16 protein-coding genes are annotated in these 20,022 nt (G+C 57.6%); 2 read left to right on the plus strand and 14 right to left on the minus strand.

What is annotated here, in order from left to right:
- Positions 1-101: 101 nt before the first annotated feature.
- From GHN92_RS18810 to GHN92_RS18875, 14 genes are all read right to left on the minus strand, one after another.
- The gene (locus GHN92_RS18810) at positions 102-3,746 is read right to left on the minus strand and encodes a tubulin-like doman-containing protein (protein WP_153380789.1); all 3,645 of its coding nucleotides are present in this window, start codon (positions 3,744-3,746) and stop codon (positions 102-104) included.
- Positions 3,747-3,850: 104 nt separating this feature from the next.
- Entirely contained in the window at positions 3,851-4,267 is a 417-nt protein-coding gene (locus tag GHN92_RS18815; protein ID WP_094999517.1) for a hypothetical protein, read from the minus strand.
- Positions 4,268-4,297: 30 nt separating this feature from the next.
- Entirely contained in the window at positions 4,298-5,773 is a 1,476-nt protein-coding gene (locus GHN92_RS18820) for a hypothetical protein (protein ID WP_153380791.1), read from the minus strand.
- A complete protein-coding gene (locus GHN92_RS18825; RefSeq protein ID WP_153380793.1) occupies positions 5,761-7,227 on the minus strand; it encodes a hypothetical protein in 1,467 nt (488 codons plus the stop codon). Before GHN92_RS18825 ends, GHN92_RS18820 begins: the two co-directional genes overlap by 13 nt.
- 197 nt (positions 7,228-7,424) lie before the next feature.
- Positions 7,425-9,386, minus strand: coding sequence for a DUF4105 domain-containing protein (locus tag GHN92_RS18830; protein WP_178102645.1), 1,962 nt, complete (start codon positions 9,384-9,386; stop codon positions 7,425-7,427).
- The gene (locus GHN92_RS18835) at positions 9,383-9,703 is read right to left on the minus strand and encodes a DUF2388 domain-containing protein (protein ID WP_019826982.1); all 321 of its coding nucleotides are present in this window, start codon (positions 9,701-9,703) and stop codon (positions 9,383-9,385) included. The genes GHN92_RS18830 and GHN92_RS18835 overlap by 4 nt, the downstream gene beginning before the upstream one ends.
- Positions 9,704-9,729: 26 nt before the next feature.
- Complete coding sequence (locus GHN92_RS18840; RefSeq protein ID WP_094999513.1) at positions 9,730-10,023, minus strand: DUF2388 domain-containing protein; 294 nt, start codon at positions 10,021-10,023, stop codon at positions 9,730-9,732.
- A 204-nt stretch (positions 10,024-10,227) separates the two neighbouring features.
- A complete protein-coding gene (locus GHN92_RS18845) occupies positions 10,228-10,545 on the minus strand; it encodes a DUF2388 domain-containing protein (RefSeq protein ID WP_094999512.1) in 318 nt (105 codons plus the stop codon).
- A 300-nt stretch (positions 10,546-10,845) separates the two neighbouring features.
- Entirely contained in the window at positions 10,846-11,061 is a 216-nt protein-coding gene (locus GHN92_RS18850) for a DUF1127 domain-containing protein (protein ID WP_094999511.1), read from the minus strand.
- 318 nt (positions 11,062-11,379) lie between these two features.
- Positions 11,380-12,870 (minus strand): acetyl-CoA hydrolase/transferase family protein, encoded by a 1,491-nt coding sequence (locus GHN92_RS18855; protein WP_094999510.1) that lies wholly within the window; start codon positions 12,868-12,870, stop codon positions 11,380-11,382.
- A 181-nt stretch (positions 12,871-13,051) separates the two neighbouring features.
- Positions 13,052-14,488 (minus strand): NAD(P)(+) transhydrogenase (Re/Si-specific) subunit beta, encoded by a 1,437-nt coding sequence (locus GHN92_RS18860; protein WP_153380795.1) that lies wholly within the window; start codon positions 14,486-14,488, stop codon positions 13,052-13,054.
- On the minus strand, positions 14,485-14,808 hold the full coding sequence (locus GHN92_RS18865) for an NAD(P) transhydrogenase subunit alpha (RefSeq protein ID WP_003438157.1): 324 nt from the start codon (positions 14,806-14,808) through the stop codon (positions 14,485-14,487). Before GHN92_RS18865 ends, GHN92_RS18860 begins: the two co-directional genes overlap by 4 nt.
- Positions 14,809-14,819: 11 nt before the next feature.
- A complete protein-coding gene (locus tag GHN92_RS18870; RefSeq protein ID WP_094999508.1) occupies positions 14,820-15,941 on the minus strand; it encodes a Re/Si-specific NAD(P)(+) transhydrogenase subunit alpha in 1,122 nt (373 codons plus the stop codon).
- 437 nt (positions 15,942-16,378) lie between these two features.
- A complete protein-coding gene (locus tag GHN92_RS18875; protein WP_094999507.1) occupies positions 16,379-17,275 on the minus strand; it encodes a LysR family transcriptional regulator in 897 nt (298 codons plus the stop codon).
- A gap of 158 nt (positions 17,276-17,433) precedes the next feature.
- Here GHN92_RS18875 and GHN92_RS18880 point away from each other — a divergent pair, with 158 nt between their 5' ends.
- Complete coding sequence (locus GHN92_RS18880) at positions 17,434-18,615, plus strand: acyl-CoA dehydrogenase (RefSeq protein ID WP_094999506.1); 1,182 nt, start codon at positions 17,434-17,436, stop codon at positions 18,613-18,615.
- Between the two features lie 14 nt (positions 18,616-18,629).
- On the plus strand, positions 18,630-19,850 hold the full coding sequence (locus GHN92_RS18885; protein WP_094999505.1) for a CaiB/BaiF CoA-transferase family protein: 1,221 nt from the start codon (positions 18,630-18,632) through the stop codon (positions 19,848-19,850).
- Positions 19,851-20,022 lie beyond the last annotated feature (172 nt).

The raw sequence follows: 20,022 nt of genomic DNA on the forward strand, positions 1-20,022 counted from the left end.
AACTGGGCCGCAGAGCCCCTGACCGCAGGCGCTGTTGGCGCATGAGGTCGGGAATGCAGAGGCTTTGGCTGACGATGCGGACATGGTCTTCTCGTGTGCGCTCAAGGTGCTGGCGGTGGAGCCGGGGCTGTCAGAGGAGGGCCGCCCACGGCTGGCGCAAACAGGTGCGCAAGCTCCATGATTTGCCCGGCCGTCTGCCAGGCAGGCATGCCTTCACGCCACAGCAGGCTGTCGCGGGTGATTTGCCCGGACTGCACATATTGCTGCAATTGCTGGGTGTTGTAAGGGCCGTAATTGGTCCCGCTGACACTCAGGTGGTAGCTGTGCTGTGGTGCGGCGAACGGTGGTGGTGCGCCGTTACCTGCTGCTGGCGGTGGTGGAGCCATACCTGCTGGCGGGGCTGCACTGGCCTGGTTGAACAGATTTTCCAGCCAGCCTTCGTTAAAGAACTCTTTAACCACGGTGAGTTTTTCGCTGTGGAGGGCATCCACTTCTTCTTTGTACACATCAGCCAGGGAGCCTTCGATATGACGGCCCCATTGCCCTTTGTATTGCTCGGCAAGCGTACGCAGCTTTTTCGCGTCAGCTGGAGCCTGACGGTTCAGTCGAGCCAGATATTCGTTCTTCAACAACTCGGCGATCTTGAACGGAAATGCTTCAAAATTGCTGGATACACCTTTCTCGTTCGTGCGTTTCTGCGCTTTGTAGGCGCTGGTACTTAAATCTTCGAACACTTCTACCAGCGCCGCCACTTGAGCGTTATCCAGGCGCAAGGACTTCTCCTTGACCTGCGCAGTAATGTCGGTGCGATGAATACTGTGGAAGCCGCTTTGACGAATGGAGAACTCATCACCAATGGTGAAGTTGTCCTTGGCGATGAGGAACTCGTACAAGCCATTGTTCAGACGCTCCAGGATGCCCAGTGCAATAGCGTGCAGAAAGAGTTTGAAGTCTTCGGCAAACTGGCGGTATTGCTCCTGGTTGAACTGGATGGGCTGCACGAACTGGCTGATGCGTTTGTGCACATGCAACGGGATGATTGCACTTTCTTTGCGATAGCTGGCCAGGTAAGTCGACAGCTGGGTCAACGCCGGGATCGGGAAACCGCTTAATTCGGTGTAGCAAATCAGTTTGCCGGGCATACCGGACTCCACAAACTGAATTTGCCCGGCGGTCATCCCCGTGCCTTGCGGCAGACACTGGGCCAGTTGGGCGCCATAAGTGCGGCTGAACTCACTGGCGTTTTGTACGCCAATCAGACAGGTGTAAAGGTCTTTGTGAATATCAAAGTCGCCATTGAGGTTCAGTGGCACCCAGGGCATGGCCCGCTGCAGCAGCAGGCGGAATTTCTCGCGCTGTTCATCCGGGGTCAGCGCAGCCAGGGCCGTCATCAGCGGGTCGACGCCCGGCAGATTCTTCGGCAACTGCTGTACGGCCTTGTTGCGTAGCTTGAGCAGCAACTCTTCCTGGCCTTCTTGAGTCTGCAGTTTGCCAAACAAGGTTTTCGAGCCGCCGAAGTCCTTGAATGCATCCTTGGCCCACTCACGTACTTGCTGGCTGTCGACGGGTTGTTCGTCGTCGTTTTTCACCAGTTGCAGCGGGATCAGCGTGGCGTGTTGGGTGTGGATGCTCGCCTTGATTTTGGCGATATTGGCATCGATACCTTTGAGCAAGTTATCGACTGCGTTGCGGCCATCCTGCAGGCGGCCGACAAAGCCACTCCAGAGTGGGCGGCCGTTGTTGTCGACCGATTCCTTGCGCCCCAACCATTCGGAAATGTCGCGCAGCAATTGTGCAGCCTCGCGGGCAGCGACCGAGCGCACATAGAACAGCAGGCTGTCGCGCAGTGTGTCTTTGACTTGGCTGATCACGGTGTCGGCTTGTTTTTCTTTACCGCTCAGGCGGGCCAGCAGGCCTTTGCCCGTGGTTTCTTTCAGACGCTCGAATTCCCGGGCAAGCTCTGACGACTCGAGCTTTTCAGACAGTTCCTTGAAACGCCCGGCGTTTTTTTCCAGTGCGGGAATGATGCCGTTATCGTTTTCAAGACGGTCCTTGATCATTTCGACCAGCGCCAGGGTGTAATCCAGCCCACCGCGCTCGTCGTCGTCGAGACGACGGAACAGCTGCTCGGGCAAGCTGTCTTCACGTGTCCATTGAGCGAAACGCTTGAGCCGGTTTTCCTTGATGCGCACTTCATGGTTGCGCTCGGCGCTGTCGATGGAACTGCCTTTGGTATCACGTTCCAGTTGCTGCTGAATTTCGCGTACCAGTGTCAGCCATTGATCCTTATCGGCGCCGCCGTTCTGCAGGCGCTCGAACAAGACCTCGACCTTTTGTTCGATCTGGGCAATGACGCTGTTGTCACCCTCGACCTGGAGCAGGTCATCGGCAATCTGGTAGTGAGTGAACTCACCCGTAGCCTGGGTCAGCTCTACGCGAGACAGAAACTCGGGTAGATCTGTGAACGTGCGCGCAGTGATTGTCAGCTGTTCCTTGAGGAACTCGTCGCGCTCTTTATCGGTCGGGCGATTGCCCGTGACTTCCGCGTTGGCCACACCAAAGAATGCCTTGAGCATGTGTTGCACTTGCTGGTTAAGGCGTACGTTCTGGCGGGCATCGATCTGGGTGTCGAGCACCGCCTGCCCTACGGAGGAGTAAGCGCGCGGGAAGCGCAGCTTGGTGTCGCTGCCGTAATCTTGCGGCAGGCTGACGTCAAAGCTACGGATCTTGAACTGGTTCTGGTTGACGGCCACCGAGCGCTTTTTGTTCGCGAAGTCTTGCGAGGTGAAGTCGGTGAACAACACATCGGAGACCATCTCGTAGATGTCTTCCTGGTTTTCGGTTCTGGCTTGCGCGACATTGCCGTTGTCGAGGATGAACACATCATCGTAGGGACGTGATTCGATAAACAGGTTGTCGGTGGCGTCCCAGTGCTTGAGCAACGGGTTGCCGCGCATGCAGGTTTCCAGTTCCATCAAGGCGGCGTAGCCGTTTGCCTGTACCCGCTCGGTATTGAAGGCATTGAAGCCGCCTGGCAAAACAAAAAACAGGTCGACCTTGCCGGAGATATTGTTTTCTTTAAGGATTGCCTTGGCCAGGTAGCCCATGTCCAGAAATGACCCTGAACCTGTGCCGCCCGCTGCAGACCCGGTGATGACGATGCGGATTTTGCCGGGGTCAATTTCCAGGCCGAGTTTTTTCAGCTTGTCAGCCTGAGTGCCGATGTTGTTGAGCAAGCGCCCGACCTTGTCGCGCAATTTGTCGCGAATGGTGGGGTATTTGTCGAAAAAATACAGGCGGGACAACGCGCGAATCTGTCCGGCCCCTTTGGAAGGGTCAATCCCCAGGGATTTGATCTTGTCCGGTGTCAACGGGAACCACTCGGCCACCTCACGGTGACGATTGAGCTCATCAATGGAGTGGGTGTACTTGCTCAGGTGCAGAGGTTCAATGACTTTTTCTTCGGAGGTGAAGGCCACCTGCTCGGCAAGTACGTCAGTTTTGACCGACTTTCCATCCTGGGTCACTTCGCCGGAGTCGAGGTCGAAGTTGATGAACTGCACCAGCGGAAAATCCGAAATGTGCTGTACCTGATTGTTTCCTCCCCAAATGGCATTGAGGATGCGCCGGCGCAGGCGGATGTTGACCTTCATGCCGGTGCCGCCCAGGGCGATAAACAAGGTGGGGTGAATCTTTTCACTGACCGGAGGGGTTGCCGGGCCGGAAGGTTGTGCACTCTTGTCCATCTAAAACTCCATGAGCCCTTGGGGCTAACCGATGATCTCGGCGTGTTGATCCACAAATCAGGTAAAGCGGGCCAGGGGCGGGTGGTTCCCCCCGGCGTTAGGGTTTAGCGTTTGGCCGAAAACGTCATCAGCCATGCCACCAGCGAGATGGCAGCTACGCCACCCAACGGTGCGATGTAGAGCGGCGCAAGGAACTGCCCCGAGTTGAGTACGGCGAGCACGGCCATGATGGCGATCATCAACAGGCCCAGAAACAGGAACCAGCCCGAGGCGTTTGCCCGGCTCGGTGCGACACGCTCACGCACGCGCCAGTTGGCATAGGCGTTTTTGATCACGAAAAACAGGATGGCCAGTACCACCAGCACGGCGACGCCAATCAGGGCATCGCGGCTGTCGACTTTCTTCGCCCCGAGGTCAAGGCCCAGCGGTTGCGGCGCGGCAAGAGTGGTGGTCGTGGGCGACGGCGCAGGTGCAGGGCTTTCGCTTTCGATAGGTGCTGGCAATGTGCTGGTCTGTGCCATGTATAAAACTTCCTTGCTATGCGTGTGGGGTTACTTGAGTCGTACGGCGGTATCGGGCTGGATATTTTCCAGGCGGGCACCAAACAGGCCGCGCTTGAGGGTCGCGACCCTGTTCTGGTTTGAATCGTATACGCCGGCACTGCTGAAGGGCTTGAGCGGATAAGACTGGGGCACACCTTCGACGATCACGGTCAGGGTCTTTTTGCCTGCAATCAGCAAGGCAGCCAGCAGGGCGCCAATCAAGAGCAGAACAAACAGCCCCAGCAGCATGAGTACCGGACCGAGCGGGTAGCTGATTTTCAGCACAACCGGCAGACGGGTCTCGGAAGTAGTGGCTTCACCGGAGGGGATAAATACGTCAGGCAGGGCGTCACCGGGGAACAGTTCATTCATGCGCGCAATGAACCCCTGGGAGATACGCAGTTGTTGCTCGCTGAGGTTGATGCTGATGCTGCCGGCGCGTTGGTAACCGCTGGAAAAGATCACATCGCTGGACCATTGCGATGGCAGGGGTGGCAGTTGCAGGCTGATCTTCAGCTCGTCGGAGCGGGCGCCGGGCTCGAGGTCTGTCAGGCGGTCCAGCGATATATTCGAGTTCAGGGCTTCGCCCGGCATGTCCAGGGTCATGCCTATTTTCGCGTCATGAATCTGGTAAGGATTGAACTGGTTTTCGAATTTGCCCAGCAGCACTGCCGTTTTCGGCGAGCTGTCGACGTTGATATTGAGGATGACCGTTTGCTGGTCGGGGGCCAGTTCGGCACTCACGTCCTGAGTGTCTTCAACACCGGTAGGAATAAAGCGCACGGCAGCCTGGGTCAACGGCTTTAACCGTACCCGGTCATCTTTAAGCAAGCTGGCGAGGGCAGGCTGATTGAGCACCTGCTCCAGTGCCACGCCGGCTTTTTGACCATAGGCCAGAGCGTAGATCATCAACCCGTTGGCTTCGTAGTTGGGGCCTTTGACCGGCATTTTCTGCGGGAAGGCGGCAATCCGGGTGATAGCTGCTTCGCTATGCAACAGGTCGTAGAATTCGCGGTTTTTGGCCTGGGTTTCGCTGCTGTTGTTCGGGCTGTTTTTATTGTTGGTGATGATCCAGACAATACCCTCGCGACCTTCCAGCCCGGTAGTGATTGAGGCCAGCAAAGCCTCTTTGAAGTCCGTGTCGGCATAGGCACCGCTGGCTTTGCGCTCCAGCTTCAAGCCATTGACGTAGTTGGGCAGTGCAGCGTGGTTGGCCGGGCCGCGATAGATCCACTCGGGCGAAGGGTGCTGACTGTCAGCCTGGTTGAACCCGCCAATGACGACTTCTGCGCTGCCGGCAGCAGTGCCCACCAGTTTGGTGACCATCGACTTGAACGGCGATGACGGATCGCTGTAGAACGGCTCCATCCAGCCTGAATTTTGTACCAGGAATACCTGGCGCAGAGGCTCTGCGCTGGCCACGCTGCTGGCAAGTACGAGGGAGAGCAACAGGCAGCGGCGCAGCCAGAAGGTCAAGCATTCCATCGGTAAAGCGCTCCGCATGAGTCGATATACAGCCACATTGCGTTATCAAAAAAGAACCACTGGGCATTCCAGGGTTCGCTGGCGCGGGCACTGATCGAAAAGCGCTGATCACCAATCTGCTCGAAGCAATAATCAACGTCCATTGGCTGGCGGCTGTCGAAAAAGGTTTCCAGCGTACTGGACTGCTGGGCCCGCATTGAGAGAAGTCGCTTTTGCGTGGCGAATTCGATGAAGGGCTGCACCACTTCACGGGTGGTGGGCTCGATGTTTTCGTCGTGTTCGCCCCAGGGCAACTCAAGCCGGATGTTGTATTTAAAGCTCAAATGACCGGTGCTCAGGCGATACCCCTTGATGGGCATCGGCAGGTCGGTAGCACCCGGATCCAGTTGCAGGTAATGCTGACCGTCGGCATCGAAGATCAGCTGCCACAGGCCCCTGCCGTCCAGAAACGGTGGCCCTTGCTCGGGATGGGCGGTGGCGTTGTTGGGCCACGGATGCCATTGGGCCTTGAGTTCGCTGCCTTGGGTCAGGCTGAGGTAGCCGTGTTCACCGATCCACAACAGGCGACGGGAGGCTGCGTCGAGAATCGGCGCCGAGAGCCGGGTCATGCGCTCATGGTCAGCGCCTTCAACCAGGCAACGGTCCCACCCGTAGAGGCTGGCAGGGTTGACGATGCAAACGTGGCCGCTCTTGAGCTGAGGCAAATAAGACTGGCCTTCCAGCGTGCCAGGGCCGGCCAGCGGGCTGCCGTCGTCGCGCAAGGTTTGGTAACGCAGTGTGAGTGGGTCGACACTGACTAACGTCGCTCCGCTATCGCTGGAGAGCAACAGGTGCTGCTGGTTTTCGTCCACGTGAAGGGCGACTGACCAGGCCCAGCTTTCCAGGCGAGAGCGACCGATGGGTTCGCTCTTTGGCAGTAACTCAAGCCACTTGCCCGAGCCTCTTTGCCACAGGAACAAGCTGCCTTCGCGGCTTAGTGCGTACAGGGCTTCGCGATGCCCGCCGAGGTTGGCGGCGAGGAAGTTGAGGCCGTTCTTGCGAGGCAACTCAATAATCAGCTTGCGACTGTTCAGGTCACCCTGGCGGGTATCGAGCAACTGGCTGTACAAGCGCGAGCTGATCTCCTCGGCCGAGGACAGTTTGCAGCGCTCATTGATCACGCGAGAGCCACTGCCATCGCCATAAGGCGGTAGCCAGCGGGTAGTTGTCTGGTAGGCGACCTTCGGCAGTTCTTTGCCTGTGCTGGGGCAAAACGCGAATGTAGCAGGCAGGTAGTTGCCGGGAGAGGTATCAGGCGCGGGTGTTGCCCCGACCAGATAATCCAGATCAACCAGCTCGGCCGGGAGCTTGGTACCAGCGACCTGGTGCAGAGAGAATGTACCGTCATCTGCTTGCAGCCACTCCTGGTCGCCTAGCGTCCAGACAGAGGTGCGGTCGTTTCTGGCTATCTCCATATAATCCTGCCGATACCTGTAAACGGTGCATGCCAGTCCCTGCCGGGGTTATGGCAAGCACTTCACAAATGAGAGGGTATGACTCAAACGATGGTGTGGCCAACGGCATTGATCAGTGCCGAATAATGGCGCGGTGCCACTTTCCATCGCGGAATAGTGGCAGAATGATAGGGCTTGTCAACCGAACTTTAGTTCGGTCAGGGCAGCTGCAAACCGCCGGATGCCTTGTGGATTGTCCGTAGATGTTCGCCGATCAGTTTGACGTTGGCTTCGGTGGCTGCAATTTCGGCTGCACGGGCAGGCTCCAGCAGGCTGCGCACCTCCTTGTCCAGATCAGTGGTCAGACGCAGTAGCTGCTGCTGGCGCTGGCTGCTTTCTGATTCGAGCTTTTCCCACTCCCTGGTTTGCGGCAAGCCGTAGCCGTCGCTGCCGAGCAACTCTGCCGGGCGACTGAGAAAACCGCTGCTGGCAAGAATTTCCTGCAGGGTCTTGTTGGCTTTGTCCATACCGCCATCCTTGAGCTGGCGTGCGCCCAGGTACTTTTGCTTGACCTCATCCTGTGCCAACAGCAGTTGCCGACGAAAGCTGGCTTGTTCCAGCAGCAACAATGCCGCACTGGCGCGCAGATCGGCTTGCTCAAGCCATGGGCGGCGTTCTGCTGCATCAAGGGCCAGCCAGTCTTCGACTGTGGTTTGCTTGATCGGCAAGCGGGTTTTGAGAACATCAAACATCGCCTGGTAGCGATCACGGTAGGAGTCAAAGCGATAACCCAGGCGCAACGCCTCTTTGGGATCCTCCAGCACGCTGGTATCGGCCAGACCGCGAGCCTTGAGCACTTCGAGCAAACCATTGGGCACAATGCTGTCCAGGCCTTTGAGCCGGGCATTGTCGCTGCCGCTGCGCAGCAGTTTGAGGGTTTCAACCGCACAGTTATTGGAGATGAAGTAGTAGTCGCCGTCATAGCTCCAGTGCATCTCGGCGGCGTGTTCAACCACTTCTTCGATTTCAGGGCGGCTCAGTTTGAGCGGCACGGAAGCCAGGCTGCGCAGTTCGGTTTTAGTGTATTCGTCAATTACCTGGACCAGCGGCAATACGAAAAGGCGCGATGGGTAAGCGCCTGTCAGGCCGTCCCAGCTTGAGAGCTGTACGTCATTGACGAATGCCCGGTAGGACAACACCAAGTGTTCTTGCAGGTCGAGTCGGCAGTCCGGCCCGCGTGGGCGGCCCGGGGCACAGATCACCAGGCGCAACATGCTATGGCCCCAGCGGCTGGCCCATTCCTGATTGGCCTCAGCCAGCAGGTAGTCGACGGCGTAGACCCGCTCGGGATCGACGGTACCCAGTGGCTGTTTGGCGAAATCGTTGCCGGCATTGAGGAAGGCAAAACCCTTCGGGCATTCGTCTCTGGCGGCAGGCGCCCAGCCGAAATGCTGCTGGTAGTAGCGATACAGTGCCGGGCGGCGGCAGGCGTAAGCCGGGTCGAGGAGGAAATACTCCATGTTGACTGCGACAAATTCCTTGGGGCTGCTGACTTCGTACAGGTCCGGGCTGCGCACCACCTGATGATTGTCTTGCTCGCGCTCGCCCCGGCGCCCCACGTATTGCTGCCAGCCGGCCAGATCAAGCAGACGCGGGTCATCGCTGAGGGTGAAGCGGCGTCCGGCTTGCCCGCGGCATTGGTCGGGCAGGCCAATCAGCCCCGTGTTGCTGTTTTGGCGGGTGCAGCGGCGTATCAGCGTGCGCTCGTCCGCGGGCCAGAGACGGGCACGGTCATATAGGTGTGTCAGCTCGTGCAAGACGGTAGCGAGCATCTCCCGGCGCACAGTGCCGTGGGGGCGGTTGGTCTGCAGGCGGGCAGCGGAACCATCGGTCAGCCCGGCCAGCAGCTTGCGATTAAGGTCCAGCTCGGAGGTCAGCGAAGCCTGGCCGTAAGCGTTGGCGGGCATGTCATCGGTCCACCCCACCAGGACTTGCCGGTCCAGTTGTTCGATAAAACGCGGTGGCAGTCTCTGCATGGCTTCATCAAGCAGGGCTTGGCTGGCCTGTTGCTCGGCCGGGCTCAGGCCCTCGGTCTTGAGTTGCAGATGCAGCGCGGCCTGGGCGCTGCTGGCAATCAGCAGCAGGCCACAGGCGGCGAACCAGCGCGTTAACGGCCTCACAGTGCGAGTATGGCTTCGGCGAGGTCTTGATCGCTGGCGTTACGGGCTTCAGGCACGCGGTCGCGCAAGGTGCTGAAGGCCGCTTCCAGTTGTACGCCGCGAATATCGCCTTGGCTGGCAACGAAAGTGGCGGCGTCGTCGTGGGCTTCGCGCACTACTTTAGAGTCACGGATGGAGGTAGTTGTATCGGACGTAAAATCGATGGTGCGGCCAAAAGCACGCACGATGATGTTACTGGTCTGCACCACGGTCTGTGCCTGTGCCACATCGGCAAGCAGCAAAAGGCCAAGAGTGGCGACAATCAAAGGGCTACGCATGAATTTTCTCCAGAAAAAGCGGGTATTTATTGGACGAGAATTGTCTGTGCCAGTTCAAGGTCGCTGGCACTCAATTTTGGCTGGTTCTGGCGCAGATAACGCAGGGCAGACTCCAGCTGTGCGCCTCGCGTCTGGCCATCACTGGCAATAAAGACGGCGGCATCATCCTGGGCGGCACGTATCAGTTTGTGATCAAAAGGCGCGGACGTCACTTTACTGGTGACATAACCACTGAGCACCACATTTTGCGTGGTCAGGTCGAAGGCGTTGGCTGATTGAGTCCAGCAGAGTGCAAGCAGAGCTAATAAGGAAAAACGCATGGGTCTCGAGGCTGTTTGAATGAGCGCCAAGGCTAGCGTAATGGCCGGGGCAGGGCCAGCGTGGGGGCGTTGTTGAAATTTTTTTCATGCCTGCACGGTATATGTGGGAGCGGGCTTGCTCGCGATTGTATCGGCGCGGTTTACCTGAGAAATCAGGGCGCCTGAATCGCGAGCAAGCCCGCTCTCACAGAGTGCTGACCCCGATCAGATCGTCAGGATCGCCTGGGCCAGCTGTGCATCGGTGGCCTGCAGCTGTGGTGCTTGCTGGCGGATGGCATCGAAGGCGCTTTCCAGTTTCACGCCACGGATGGCGCCTTCGCTGGCCACAAAGCTGGCAGCGTCGTCACGGGCTGCGCGCACGATCTTGTTGTCACGAAACGAGCCGGTAGCATCCGATGTCAGGTCGGTGGTGGCTTTGAGCGTACCCACGATGCCATCGGTGGTGGCGATGAAGCTCGTGGCGTTGGCGCTTGCAGCAACAGCCAGCAGAACTGCGGCACTAAGTAGGCGAAGAGTGGGCATGGTAATACTCCTGAACATGAACTAATGAAAATAGACGGTTATGGGCCGAATAGTAGGCTCAGGGTTGCTTCAGGCAAAGGTTGTTTTGTCCGAAGCGCGTATCAGGGTGCTCTGAATCAGGTATCAGGCAAACTGTACCTGTGGTATTTCAATTAATTTAAAACTGTACTTGTCACTTTGCAAGTGGGCAAAACTCGGCCCTAAAACGACAAAACCCGTCAGCGGTAATCCGCGACGGGCTTTGTTTTTTCAATTCAGGTTGCTGGCGGTGGACCGGTGGTCAGGGCCAGCGAGCGCTAATCAGCGCCAGAACGGCTTGCTCAGCTCTTCGTAACGCTGTGCTTCGCTAATCCCGGCATCAGCCAGAAGACGCGAGTCCAGGCGAGCCAGTTGATGGCGGCTGGAGATGCGGCGCTGCCACAACATCAGGTTGGCAAGTACGCGCAAAGGCATGGAAGCCTGGGAGTTTACAGTGCTGCTTTCGCTGAACAGTTCGGAACTGAGTGTACGTTCCATGGTGACATCCTTCCGCTTGTGGCGGCATTGGCTAGTGGTTTAACTGATGCCAATGATCCTCCTCTTTGTCCAGGGTCTCTAGATACAGTTCGGCTGTATTGCGATGGGCCAGTTAACTGTTTATGCACGCTGTACGGGCACAAATAGACTCAACTGTACCTGTCCGCACCTAAGTGGTGCGAAATTGGCCCGAAGGTGAGTCAAAGTGAGTGTTACGGGTGGGAAATGACCAGTACAGCAGTACAGTTTTTGAAATATAAGGCATAAAAAAGCCGCTGACGTAACAGTATTTACGTCAGCGGCTGTCTAGCTCGCGGGTTACGGCAGCATTTTCCCGGTTTCTTCCAGGTTGATATGCCAGCTCAGGGCTTCGCGCAGGATGTGCGGGGTGTGGCCGCCAATCGCACAGGCCTTGGCGAAGTAGTCATTGAGAGCTTCACGGAAGTCCGGGTGCACACAGTTGTCGATAATGACCCGTGCGCGCTCACGCGGGGCCAGGCCACGCAGGTCGGCCAGACCCTGTTCGGTAACCAGGATGTCGACGTCATGTTCGGTGTGGTCAACGTGGCTGACCATTGGCACCACGCTGGAGATCGCACCCGCCTTGGCAATGGATTTGGTCACGAAGATCGCCAGGTGCGCGTTGCGGGCAAAGTCACCCGAACCGCCAATGCCGTTCATCATCCGCGTGCCGCACACGTGAGTGGAGTTGACGTTGCCGTAGATGTCGAACTCCAGGGCGGTGTTGATGCCGATGATACCCAGGCGACGAACCACTTCAGGGTGGTTGGAAATCTCCTGCGGGCGCAGGACCAATTTGTCCTTGTAGCGCTCCAGATTGCCAAATACGTCCGAGTTGCGACGCTCCGACAGGGTGATGGAGCTGCCCGAAGCGAAGCTCATCTTGCCCGCGTCGATCAGGTCGAAGGTCGAATCCTGCAGTACTTCGGAGTACATGGTCAGGTCTTCGAACGGCGAGTCGATCAGGCCGCACATCACCGCGTTGGCGATGTTGCCGATACCGGCTTGCAGCGGGCCGAGCTTGTTGGTCATGCGCCCGGCTTCAACTTCGGCTTTAAGGAAGTTGATCAGATGAAAGGCGATACCGTCGGTTTCGCTGTCCGGCTCGGACACGGTGGATGGCGAGTCCGGCTTGTTGGTGATCACGATGGCGACGATTTTTTCCGCCGGGATCGGGATTGCGGTGCTGCCGATACGATCGTCGACCTTCACCAGCGGGATCGGTGTACGCGTCGGACGGTAGGTCGGAATATAGATGTCGTGCAGACCTTCCAGGTTCGGGTTATGCGCCAGGTTGATCTCGACGATCACTTGCTTGGCGAAAATCGCGAAGCTGGCGGAGTTGCCCACGGATGTGGTCGGAACAATATGACCTTGTTCGGTAATGGCCACTGCTTCAATAACTGCAATGTCCGGCAGCTTGAGCTGATTGTTGCGCAACTGCTCAACGGTTTCGGACAAATGCTGGTCGATAAACATCACTTCACCGGCGTTGATCGCCTTGCGCAGAGTGCTGTCTACCTGGAACGGCATGCGACGGGCCAATACGCCGGCTTCCGTCAGTTGCTTGTCGAGGTCGTTGCCCAGGCTGGCGCCGGTCATCAGGGTGATTTTCAGCGGCGACTTCTTGGCCCGCTCGGCCAGGGCCTGGGGGACGGCTTTGGCTTCGCCGGCACGGGTAAAACCGCTCATGCCGACAGTCATGCCGTCTTGGATAAGGGCGGCGGCTTCTTCGGCGCTCATGACCTTATCGTGCAGGGAGTTCAGGCGAATACGTTCACGGTACATGGATTGTTATCTCGGGCAACGGAAGCAAGAGGCGCAGTCTATTCATTTTCAGAGCCTTGCGTCCCGCTACCATGGTCGAATGCCAGCGGCCGATTTAGAGCCTTTGGTCGGGTTCCTTGGAAAAAGAAAAACCCCGGCCAATAGAGCGCCGGGGTTCTCGATGTTGCGTTGGTGCGCGATGTTACTCGACAGCTTTAACCATATCTTCAATAACTTTCTTGGCGTCACCGAAGACCATCATGGTTTTATCCAGGTAAAACAACTCGTTATCCAGGCCGGCATAGCCGCTGGCCATTGAGCGCTTGTTCACGATGACAGTCTTGGCTTTATAGGCTTCGAGGATCGGCATGCCGGCAATCGGCGATTTTGGATCGTTCTTGGCCGCCGGGTTGACCACGTCGTTGGCGCCCAGTACGAGCACCACGTCGGCCTGGCCGAACTCGGAGTTGATATCTTCCATCTCGAACACCTGGTCATAAGGCACTTCGGCCTCGGCCAGCAGTACGTTCATATGGCCAGGCATGCGGCCCGCAACCGGGTGAATCGCGTACTTCACGGTCACGCCGCGGTGAGTCAGCTTTTCCGTCAGCTCTTTAAGTGCGTGTTGTGCCCGTGCCACGGCCAGGCCGTAACCCGGGACGATGATTACGGTGTCGGCGTTGGTCAACAGGAAGGTGGCGTCGTCCGCCGAGCCGGATTTCACCGGGCGGGCCTCTTGCGCACCGGCCGGGCCACCGACGTCGGTTGCACCGCCAAAGCCGCCGAGGATCACGTTGAAGAACGAACGGTTCATCGCCTTGCACATGATGTACGACAGGATCGCGCCCGAAGAACCTACCAGCGAACCGGCAATGATCAGCATCGAGTTGTTCAGCGAGAAACCGATACCGGCAGCCGCCCACCCCGAGTAGCTATTAAGCATCGACACCACCACAGGCATGTCGGCGCCGCCAATCGGGATAATGATCAGCACACCCAGCACGAACGCCAGAGCCAGCATCAGCGCGAAAGCATTGAGGTTGCCGTTCAGCATAAACGTGATGCCCAGGCCCAGCGTGGCCAGGCCCAGTACCAGATTGAGCTTGTGCTGGCCGCCGAATTGTACCGGTGCACCCTGGAACAGGCGGAACTTGTACTTGCCCGAGAGTTTGCCGAAAGCGATCACCGAACCGGAGAAGGTGATTGCACCAATGGCCGCGCCCAGGAACAGCTCCAGACGGTTGCCCGCCGGGATGGCGTCGCCCAGGTGTTTGACGATGCCCAGCGATTGCGGTTCGACCACGGCTGCAATGGCAATAAATACCGCCGCGAGGCCGATCATGCTGTGCATGAAGGCAACCAGCTCAGGCATTTTGGTCATCTCGACCCGCTTGGCCATGATCGAGCCTGCTGTACCGCCGACCAACAGGCCAACAATGACGTAGCCGATACCAGCGGTGGCAATCTCGGCGCCCAGCTTGTAGATCAGGCCAACCGTGGTAATGATCGCCAGACCCATGCCGAGCATGCCGAACAGGTTCCCGCGACGAGAGGTGGTGGGGTGCGACAGGCCTTTGAGGGCCTGAATGAAGCAGATCGACGCAACCAGATACAGAACAGTAACCAGGTTCATGCTCATGGCTTGCGCACCTCTTCTTTGGCTTTAGGTGCTTTCTTCTTGAACATTTCCAGCATGCGCCGGGTGACCAAAAATCCACCGAATACGTTTACGGCAGCCAGCGCGACTGCCAGGGTGCCCATGGTTTTACCCAGGGGGGTAACGGTCAGCGCGGCGGCGAGCATGGCGCCTACAATCACGATCGCCGAGATGGCGTTGGTAACGGCCATCAGCGGGGTGTGCAGCGCAGGTGTAACGTTCCAGACCACGTGATAGCCCACATAGATGGCCAGCACGAAGATGATCAGGTTGTAGATACCGGGGGAGATGAGCTCTTCCATTATTATTGTCCTCAGCCGTTTTTGCGCACGACTTGACCGTCGCGGCACATCAGGCACGCGGCGACGATGTCGTCTTCAAGGTTGATCTGGAACTGCCCTTCGGAGGTGAAGACCAGCTTGAGGAAGTCCAGCAGGTTGCGGGCGTAGAGTGCCGAGGCGTCCGCAGCAACCATGGCGGGCAGGTTGGTGTGGCCGACGATGGTTACGCCGTGTTCAACCACGACCTGATCGGCGACGGTCAGCGGGCAGTTACCGCCCTGGGCTGCAGCCAGATCGATGACCACTGAGCCCGGCTTCATCTGGGCTACGGTTTCTGCGCTTAGCAGCACCGGGGCTTTACGGCCCGGGATCAGGGCTGTGGTGATCACGATGTCAGCCTGCTTGGCGCGCTCATGCACGGCCAGTGCCTGGCGCTGCATCCAGCTGGCAGGCATCGGGCGGGCGTAGCCGCCTACGCCAACGGCGCACTCGCGTTCTTCGTCGGTCTCATAAGGCACGTCGACAAACTTGGCTCCAAGCGATTCGATCTGCTCTTTAACCGCAGGTCGCACATCGCTGGCTTCGATTACGGCACCCAGGCGCTTGGCGGTGGCAATGGCCTGCAAACCTGCAACACCGGCACCCAAAATAAGCACGCGAGCGGCTTTGACGGTACCGGCGGCGGTCATCAGCATCGGCATAAACCGCGGATAGTGGTGAGCGGCGATCAGGACGGCTTTATAGCCGGCGATATTGGCTTGGGATGACAGCACATCAAGACTTTGCGCACGAGAGGTTCGTGGAGCAGCTTCGAGAGAGAAGGCGGTGATCCCGCGCTCGGCCAGTTTGGCAATGGTTTCATTGCTGAACGGGTTAAGCATGCCAATCAGCACGGTGCCGGTTTTGATCAGGGCCAGTTCGCTGTCGCTGGGGGCGACAACCTTGAGAATCAGCTCTGCGCCGAAAGCATCTGTAGCGTTGCCAATAGTTGCGCCGGCGGCTTCATAAGCACTGTCGATAACGCTGGCATTAACGCCGGCGCCGCTTTGAACAGTCACTTTATGGCCTTGGCCGATCAGCTTCTTGATGGTTTCCGGGGTTGCAGCAACCCGCGTTTCACCCGTATGGGTTTCGAGAGGAACACCAATGTGCACGTCATATCTCCTGCGTGATCTTTTATAAGAAAGCCAGCGCACTACGGATGGTGCGACTGGGGCGGCCGATCAGCACGATCCCACCAAAAGTATGGGTGGGGCGGGGCATTCTGCTGGCAATTTTTTTGCCCTTCAAGGACTTATGGAGGATGACGAGATACAAACTACAAGTCATGCAGTGACCGAATGTCGCAATGGTCGGCTGCATGCCTTTAAATACGTGGCTTACAGAAGATTTGACGTTTTTTTGAGTTTTTTTCAGATTTCTTTTGGTTATCGCTGCATAACTTTGAGAAATACCCTGTAGGCCGCGTGGTTACTGGCCTGCAGGTTTGTCCAGTTAGACCAAAGTCCCGAGTGTCAAAACGCGACATTTACTTATATATGTAGTGACTTTTTATGCTGCGCTACATAGTTGGTGCGGACGATGCGATCCTTTAAATCAGGCTGTAGCCCTCGGCCTGCTTGATCAGCCAGTCTCGAAAGGCCTGCAATGAAGCCGACTCAATTTTGCGTTCGGGGATCATCAGGTAGTAAGCCCTGGTGCTGGGCAGACTGCTGTCATTGGCAATCACCAGGCGTTTTTCGGCCAATTCGCGCTGAATCAAAAAGGGCGGAATCAGGGCGACCCCCATTTCATGCATGGCGGCCTGAGCCAGCATTGAAAAAAGCTCATAACGTGGGCCGCTCATATCGCGTGGCACATTCATGTCCTGGGCGTTGAACCATTGGCGCCAGGCGTAGGGGCGGGTGGTTTGCTGCAGTAGGGGGAGTTCGGCGAGGGTGTGCGGGGAGAGGCTCTTATGCGGGCCCAGCAGGTTAGGACTACACACGGGTACCGGGTTTTCTCCCATCAGGCGGTAGGACGAAGTGCCGGACCAGTCAGCATCACCGAAGTAGATGGCAGCATCGAAGTCGGTATCTGCGAACAGAAAAGGGCGTGTGCGGTTGGTCAGGTTGACCGTGACATCCGGGTGCTGTTGCTGGAAGTCCTTGAGCCGGGGCAGCAGCCATTGCGTGCCGAAGGTGGGCACCACGGCCAGTTCGATCACGTTGGCGCCTTGTTGGCCCATGACGGACAGCGTGTCCCGTTCTACAGCATCCAGTTGGATTGCAATGCGCCTACTGTAGGAGATGCCGGCTTCTGTCAGTTTTACGCCACGCTTGGAGCGTCGGAACAGTTCTACACTCAGAAACTCTTCCAGGCTGGCGATCTGTCGGCAAATAGCCCCTTGAGTGATGGAAAGCTCTTGTGCGGCCTTGGTAAAGCTTTCATGGCGCGCAGCCGCTTCGAAGCTGATCAGGGCGGTTGTGCTGGGGATCTTGCGGCGCATGTACGGCTTCCTCACTAAATACAGTCAGAAATGGCTTTCATGTGGTTCACGGAGTGAGAAATTATCACAGCATCGTGTCGAATCCTCGTTTGTCCTTCTATATAGAGGGAGCCTAGGATCAGTGCACGATATTTGATCTATTACGCGAGGGTTCTCTCATGGCGGGTAAAGCAAGCTTCAACTGGATTGATCCACTGTTGCTGGATCAGCAGCTCACTGAAGAAGAGCGCATGGTGCGCGACAGTGCCGAGCAGTTTGCTCGGGACAAACTGGCGCCGCGTGTACTTGAGGCTTTCCGCAATGAGAAGACCGACCCTGCAATTTTCCGTGAGATGGGTGAGACCGGTTTGCTGGGCGCGATGATCCCTGAGCAGTACGGCGGCAGTGGCCTTAACTACGTCAGCTACGGCCTGATTGCCCGCGAAGTGGAGCGTGTCGACTCGGGCTACCGTTCAATGATGAGCGTGCAGTCCTCCCTGGTAATGGTGCCGATCAATGAGTTCGGTACCGAAGCGCAGAAGCAGAAGTACCTGCCCAAGCTGGCATCTGGCGAGTGGATTGGCTGCTTCGGTCTGACTGAGCCAAACCACGGCTCTGACCCTGGTGCGATGATTACCCGTGCGCGTTCGGTAGAGGGTGGCTACAGCCTGACGGGCAGCAAGATGTGGATCACCAACAGCCCTATCGCCGATGTGTTTGTAGTGTGGGCGAAGGACGATGAAGGCGACATTCGTGGCTTTGTTCTTGAAAAAGGCTGGAAGGGTCTGACTACACCTGCGATTCACGGCAAGGTCGGTTTGCGTGCGTCCATTACCGGCGAAATCGTCATGGACAACGTATTTGTGCCGCAAGAGAACATCTTTCCGGATGTGCGCGGCCTCAAAGGTCCTTTTACTTGTCTTAATTCGGCTCGTTACGGCATCTCCTGGGGGGCGCTGGGTGCAGCCGAGTTCTGCTGGCACACCGCGCGCCAGTACACCCTTGACCGTCATCAGTTTGGCCGGCCTTTGGCTGCGACCCAGCTGATCCAGAAAAAACTGGCTGACATGCAGACCGAGATTACGCTGGCCCTGCAGGGTTGCCTGCGTCTGGGGCGGATGAAGGATGAAGGTACCGCGGCGGTTGAGATCACTTCGATCATGAAGCGCAACTCGTGTGGCAAATCCCTGGATATCGCACGCATGGCTCGCGACATGCTGGGTGGCAACGGAATCTCCGATGAGTTCGGCGTGGCGCGCCATCTGGTCAACCTGGAAGTCGTGAACACCTATGAAGGTACGCATGATGTGCATGCCTTGATCCTTGGGCGTGCGCAGACCGGTCTTCAGGCGTTCTATTAACAGGAGCTCGGCTCATGGGTGCTTTATCGCATTTGCGGGTGTTGGATTTGTCTCGTGTGCTGGCGGGGCCGTGGGCGGGGCAGATACTGGCTGACCTGGGGGCTGAGGTAATCAAGGTTGAGCGCCCGGGCAATGGTGATGACACCCGGGCCTGGGGGCCCCCCTTCCTTAAAGATGCTTATGGTGAGAGTACGGGGGAGGCTGCCTATTACTTGTCAGCCAACCGCAACAAGCAATCGGTAACTATTGACTTCACCAAGCCGCAAGGCCAGCAACTGGTTCGCGAGCTGGCAGCCAAATCCGACATCCTGATCGAGAACTTCAAGGTGGGTGGCCTGGAGGCGTATGGCTTGGACTACGCGTCGCTCAAGGTATTGAATCCGGACTTGATCTACTGCTCGATTACGGGGTTCGGCCAGACTGGCCCTTATGCCAAGCGGGCCGGCTATGACTTTATGGTTCAGGGGCTGGGTGGGTTGATGAGCCTGACCGGGCGGCCTGAGGGTGAGGAGGGTGCGGGGCCGGTGAAGGTGGGTGTTGCGCTGACAGATATTTTGACCGGGCTCTACTCGACGGTTGCGATCCTGGCAGCCCTTGCCCATCGTCAGCATGATGGTGGCGGGCAGCATATAGATATGGCGTTGCTGGACGTGCAGGTCGCTTGTTTGGCTAATCAGGCGATGAACTATTTGACTACAGGTGTGGCTCCGCAACGCCTGGGTAATGCCCATCCGAACATCGTGCCTTATCAGGATTTTCCGACGGCAGATGGTGACTTCATTCTTACTGTGGGAAATGACAGTCAATTCCGCAAGTTTGCTGAAGTAGCTGGCCGACCCGAGTGGGTCGATGATCCACGTTTTGCTACCAACAAGTTGCGTGTGGCGAACCGGTCGGAGCTGGTACCGCTTATCAGGCAGGCAACGGTGTTTAAAACCACCGCTCAGTGGGTTGCACAGTTGGAGGCTGTCGGCGTGCCTTGTGGGCCCATCAATGATCTGGCGCAGGTGTTTGCTGATCCTCAGGTTCAGGCCAGGGGGTTGGCGATGCAGTTGCCCCATGCGCTGGCGGGGCTGGTACCCCAAGTGGCGAGCCCTATCCGGTTGTCCAAAACCCCGGTGGAGTATCGTAATGCTCCTCCTTTGCTGGGTGAGCATACCCGGCAGGTGCTGGAGCAGGTACTGGGGTTGAAGGCAGCAACGGTGGAGGCTTTAAGGCGGTCGGGTGTTGTGTAGCTATATAGAGGGGGCGTTAGCCCCCTCTATATAGCTGTATTACGGGTGTTTCTGGATTAAGTGATAGAGTCGCTCAATTAGTCCTTGACTCAGTTTTGTAACTGTCTATAATTCGCCCCACTTCCGGCGCAGTCGAAACGGAAAACTCCTTGAGTTTCAATGAGTTGGATGG

The organism is Pseudomonas sp. FSL R10-2964 (assembly GCF_009600035.1).
Classification (GTDB): Bacteria; Pseudomonadota; Gammaproteobacteria; order Pseudomonadales; family Pseudomonadaceae; genus Aquipseudomonas; species Aquipseudomonas bubulae.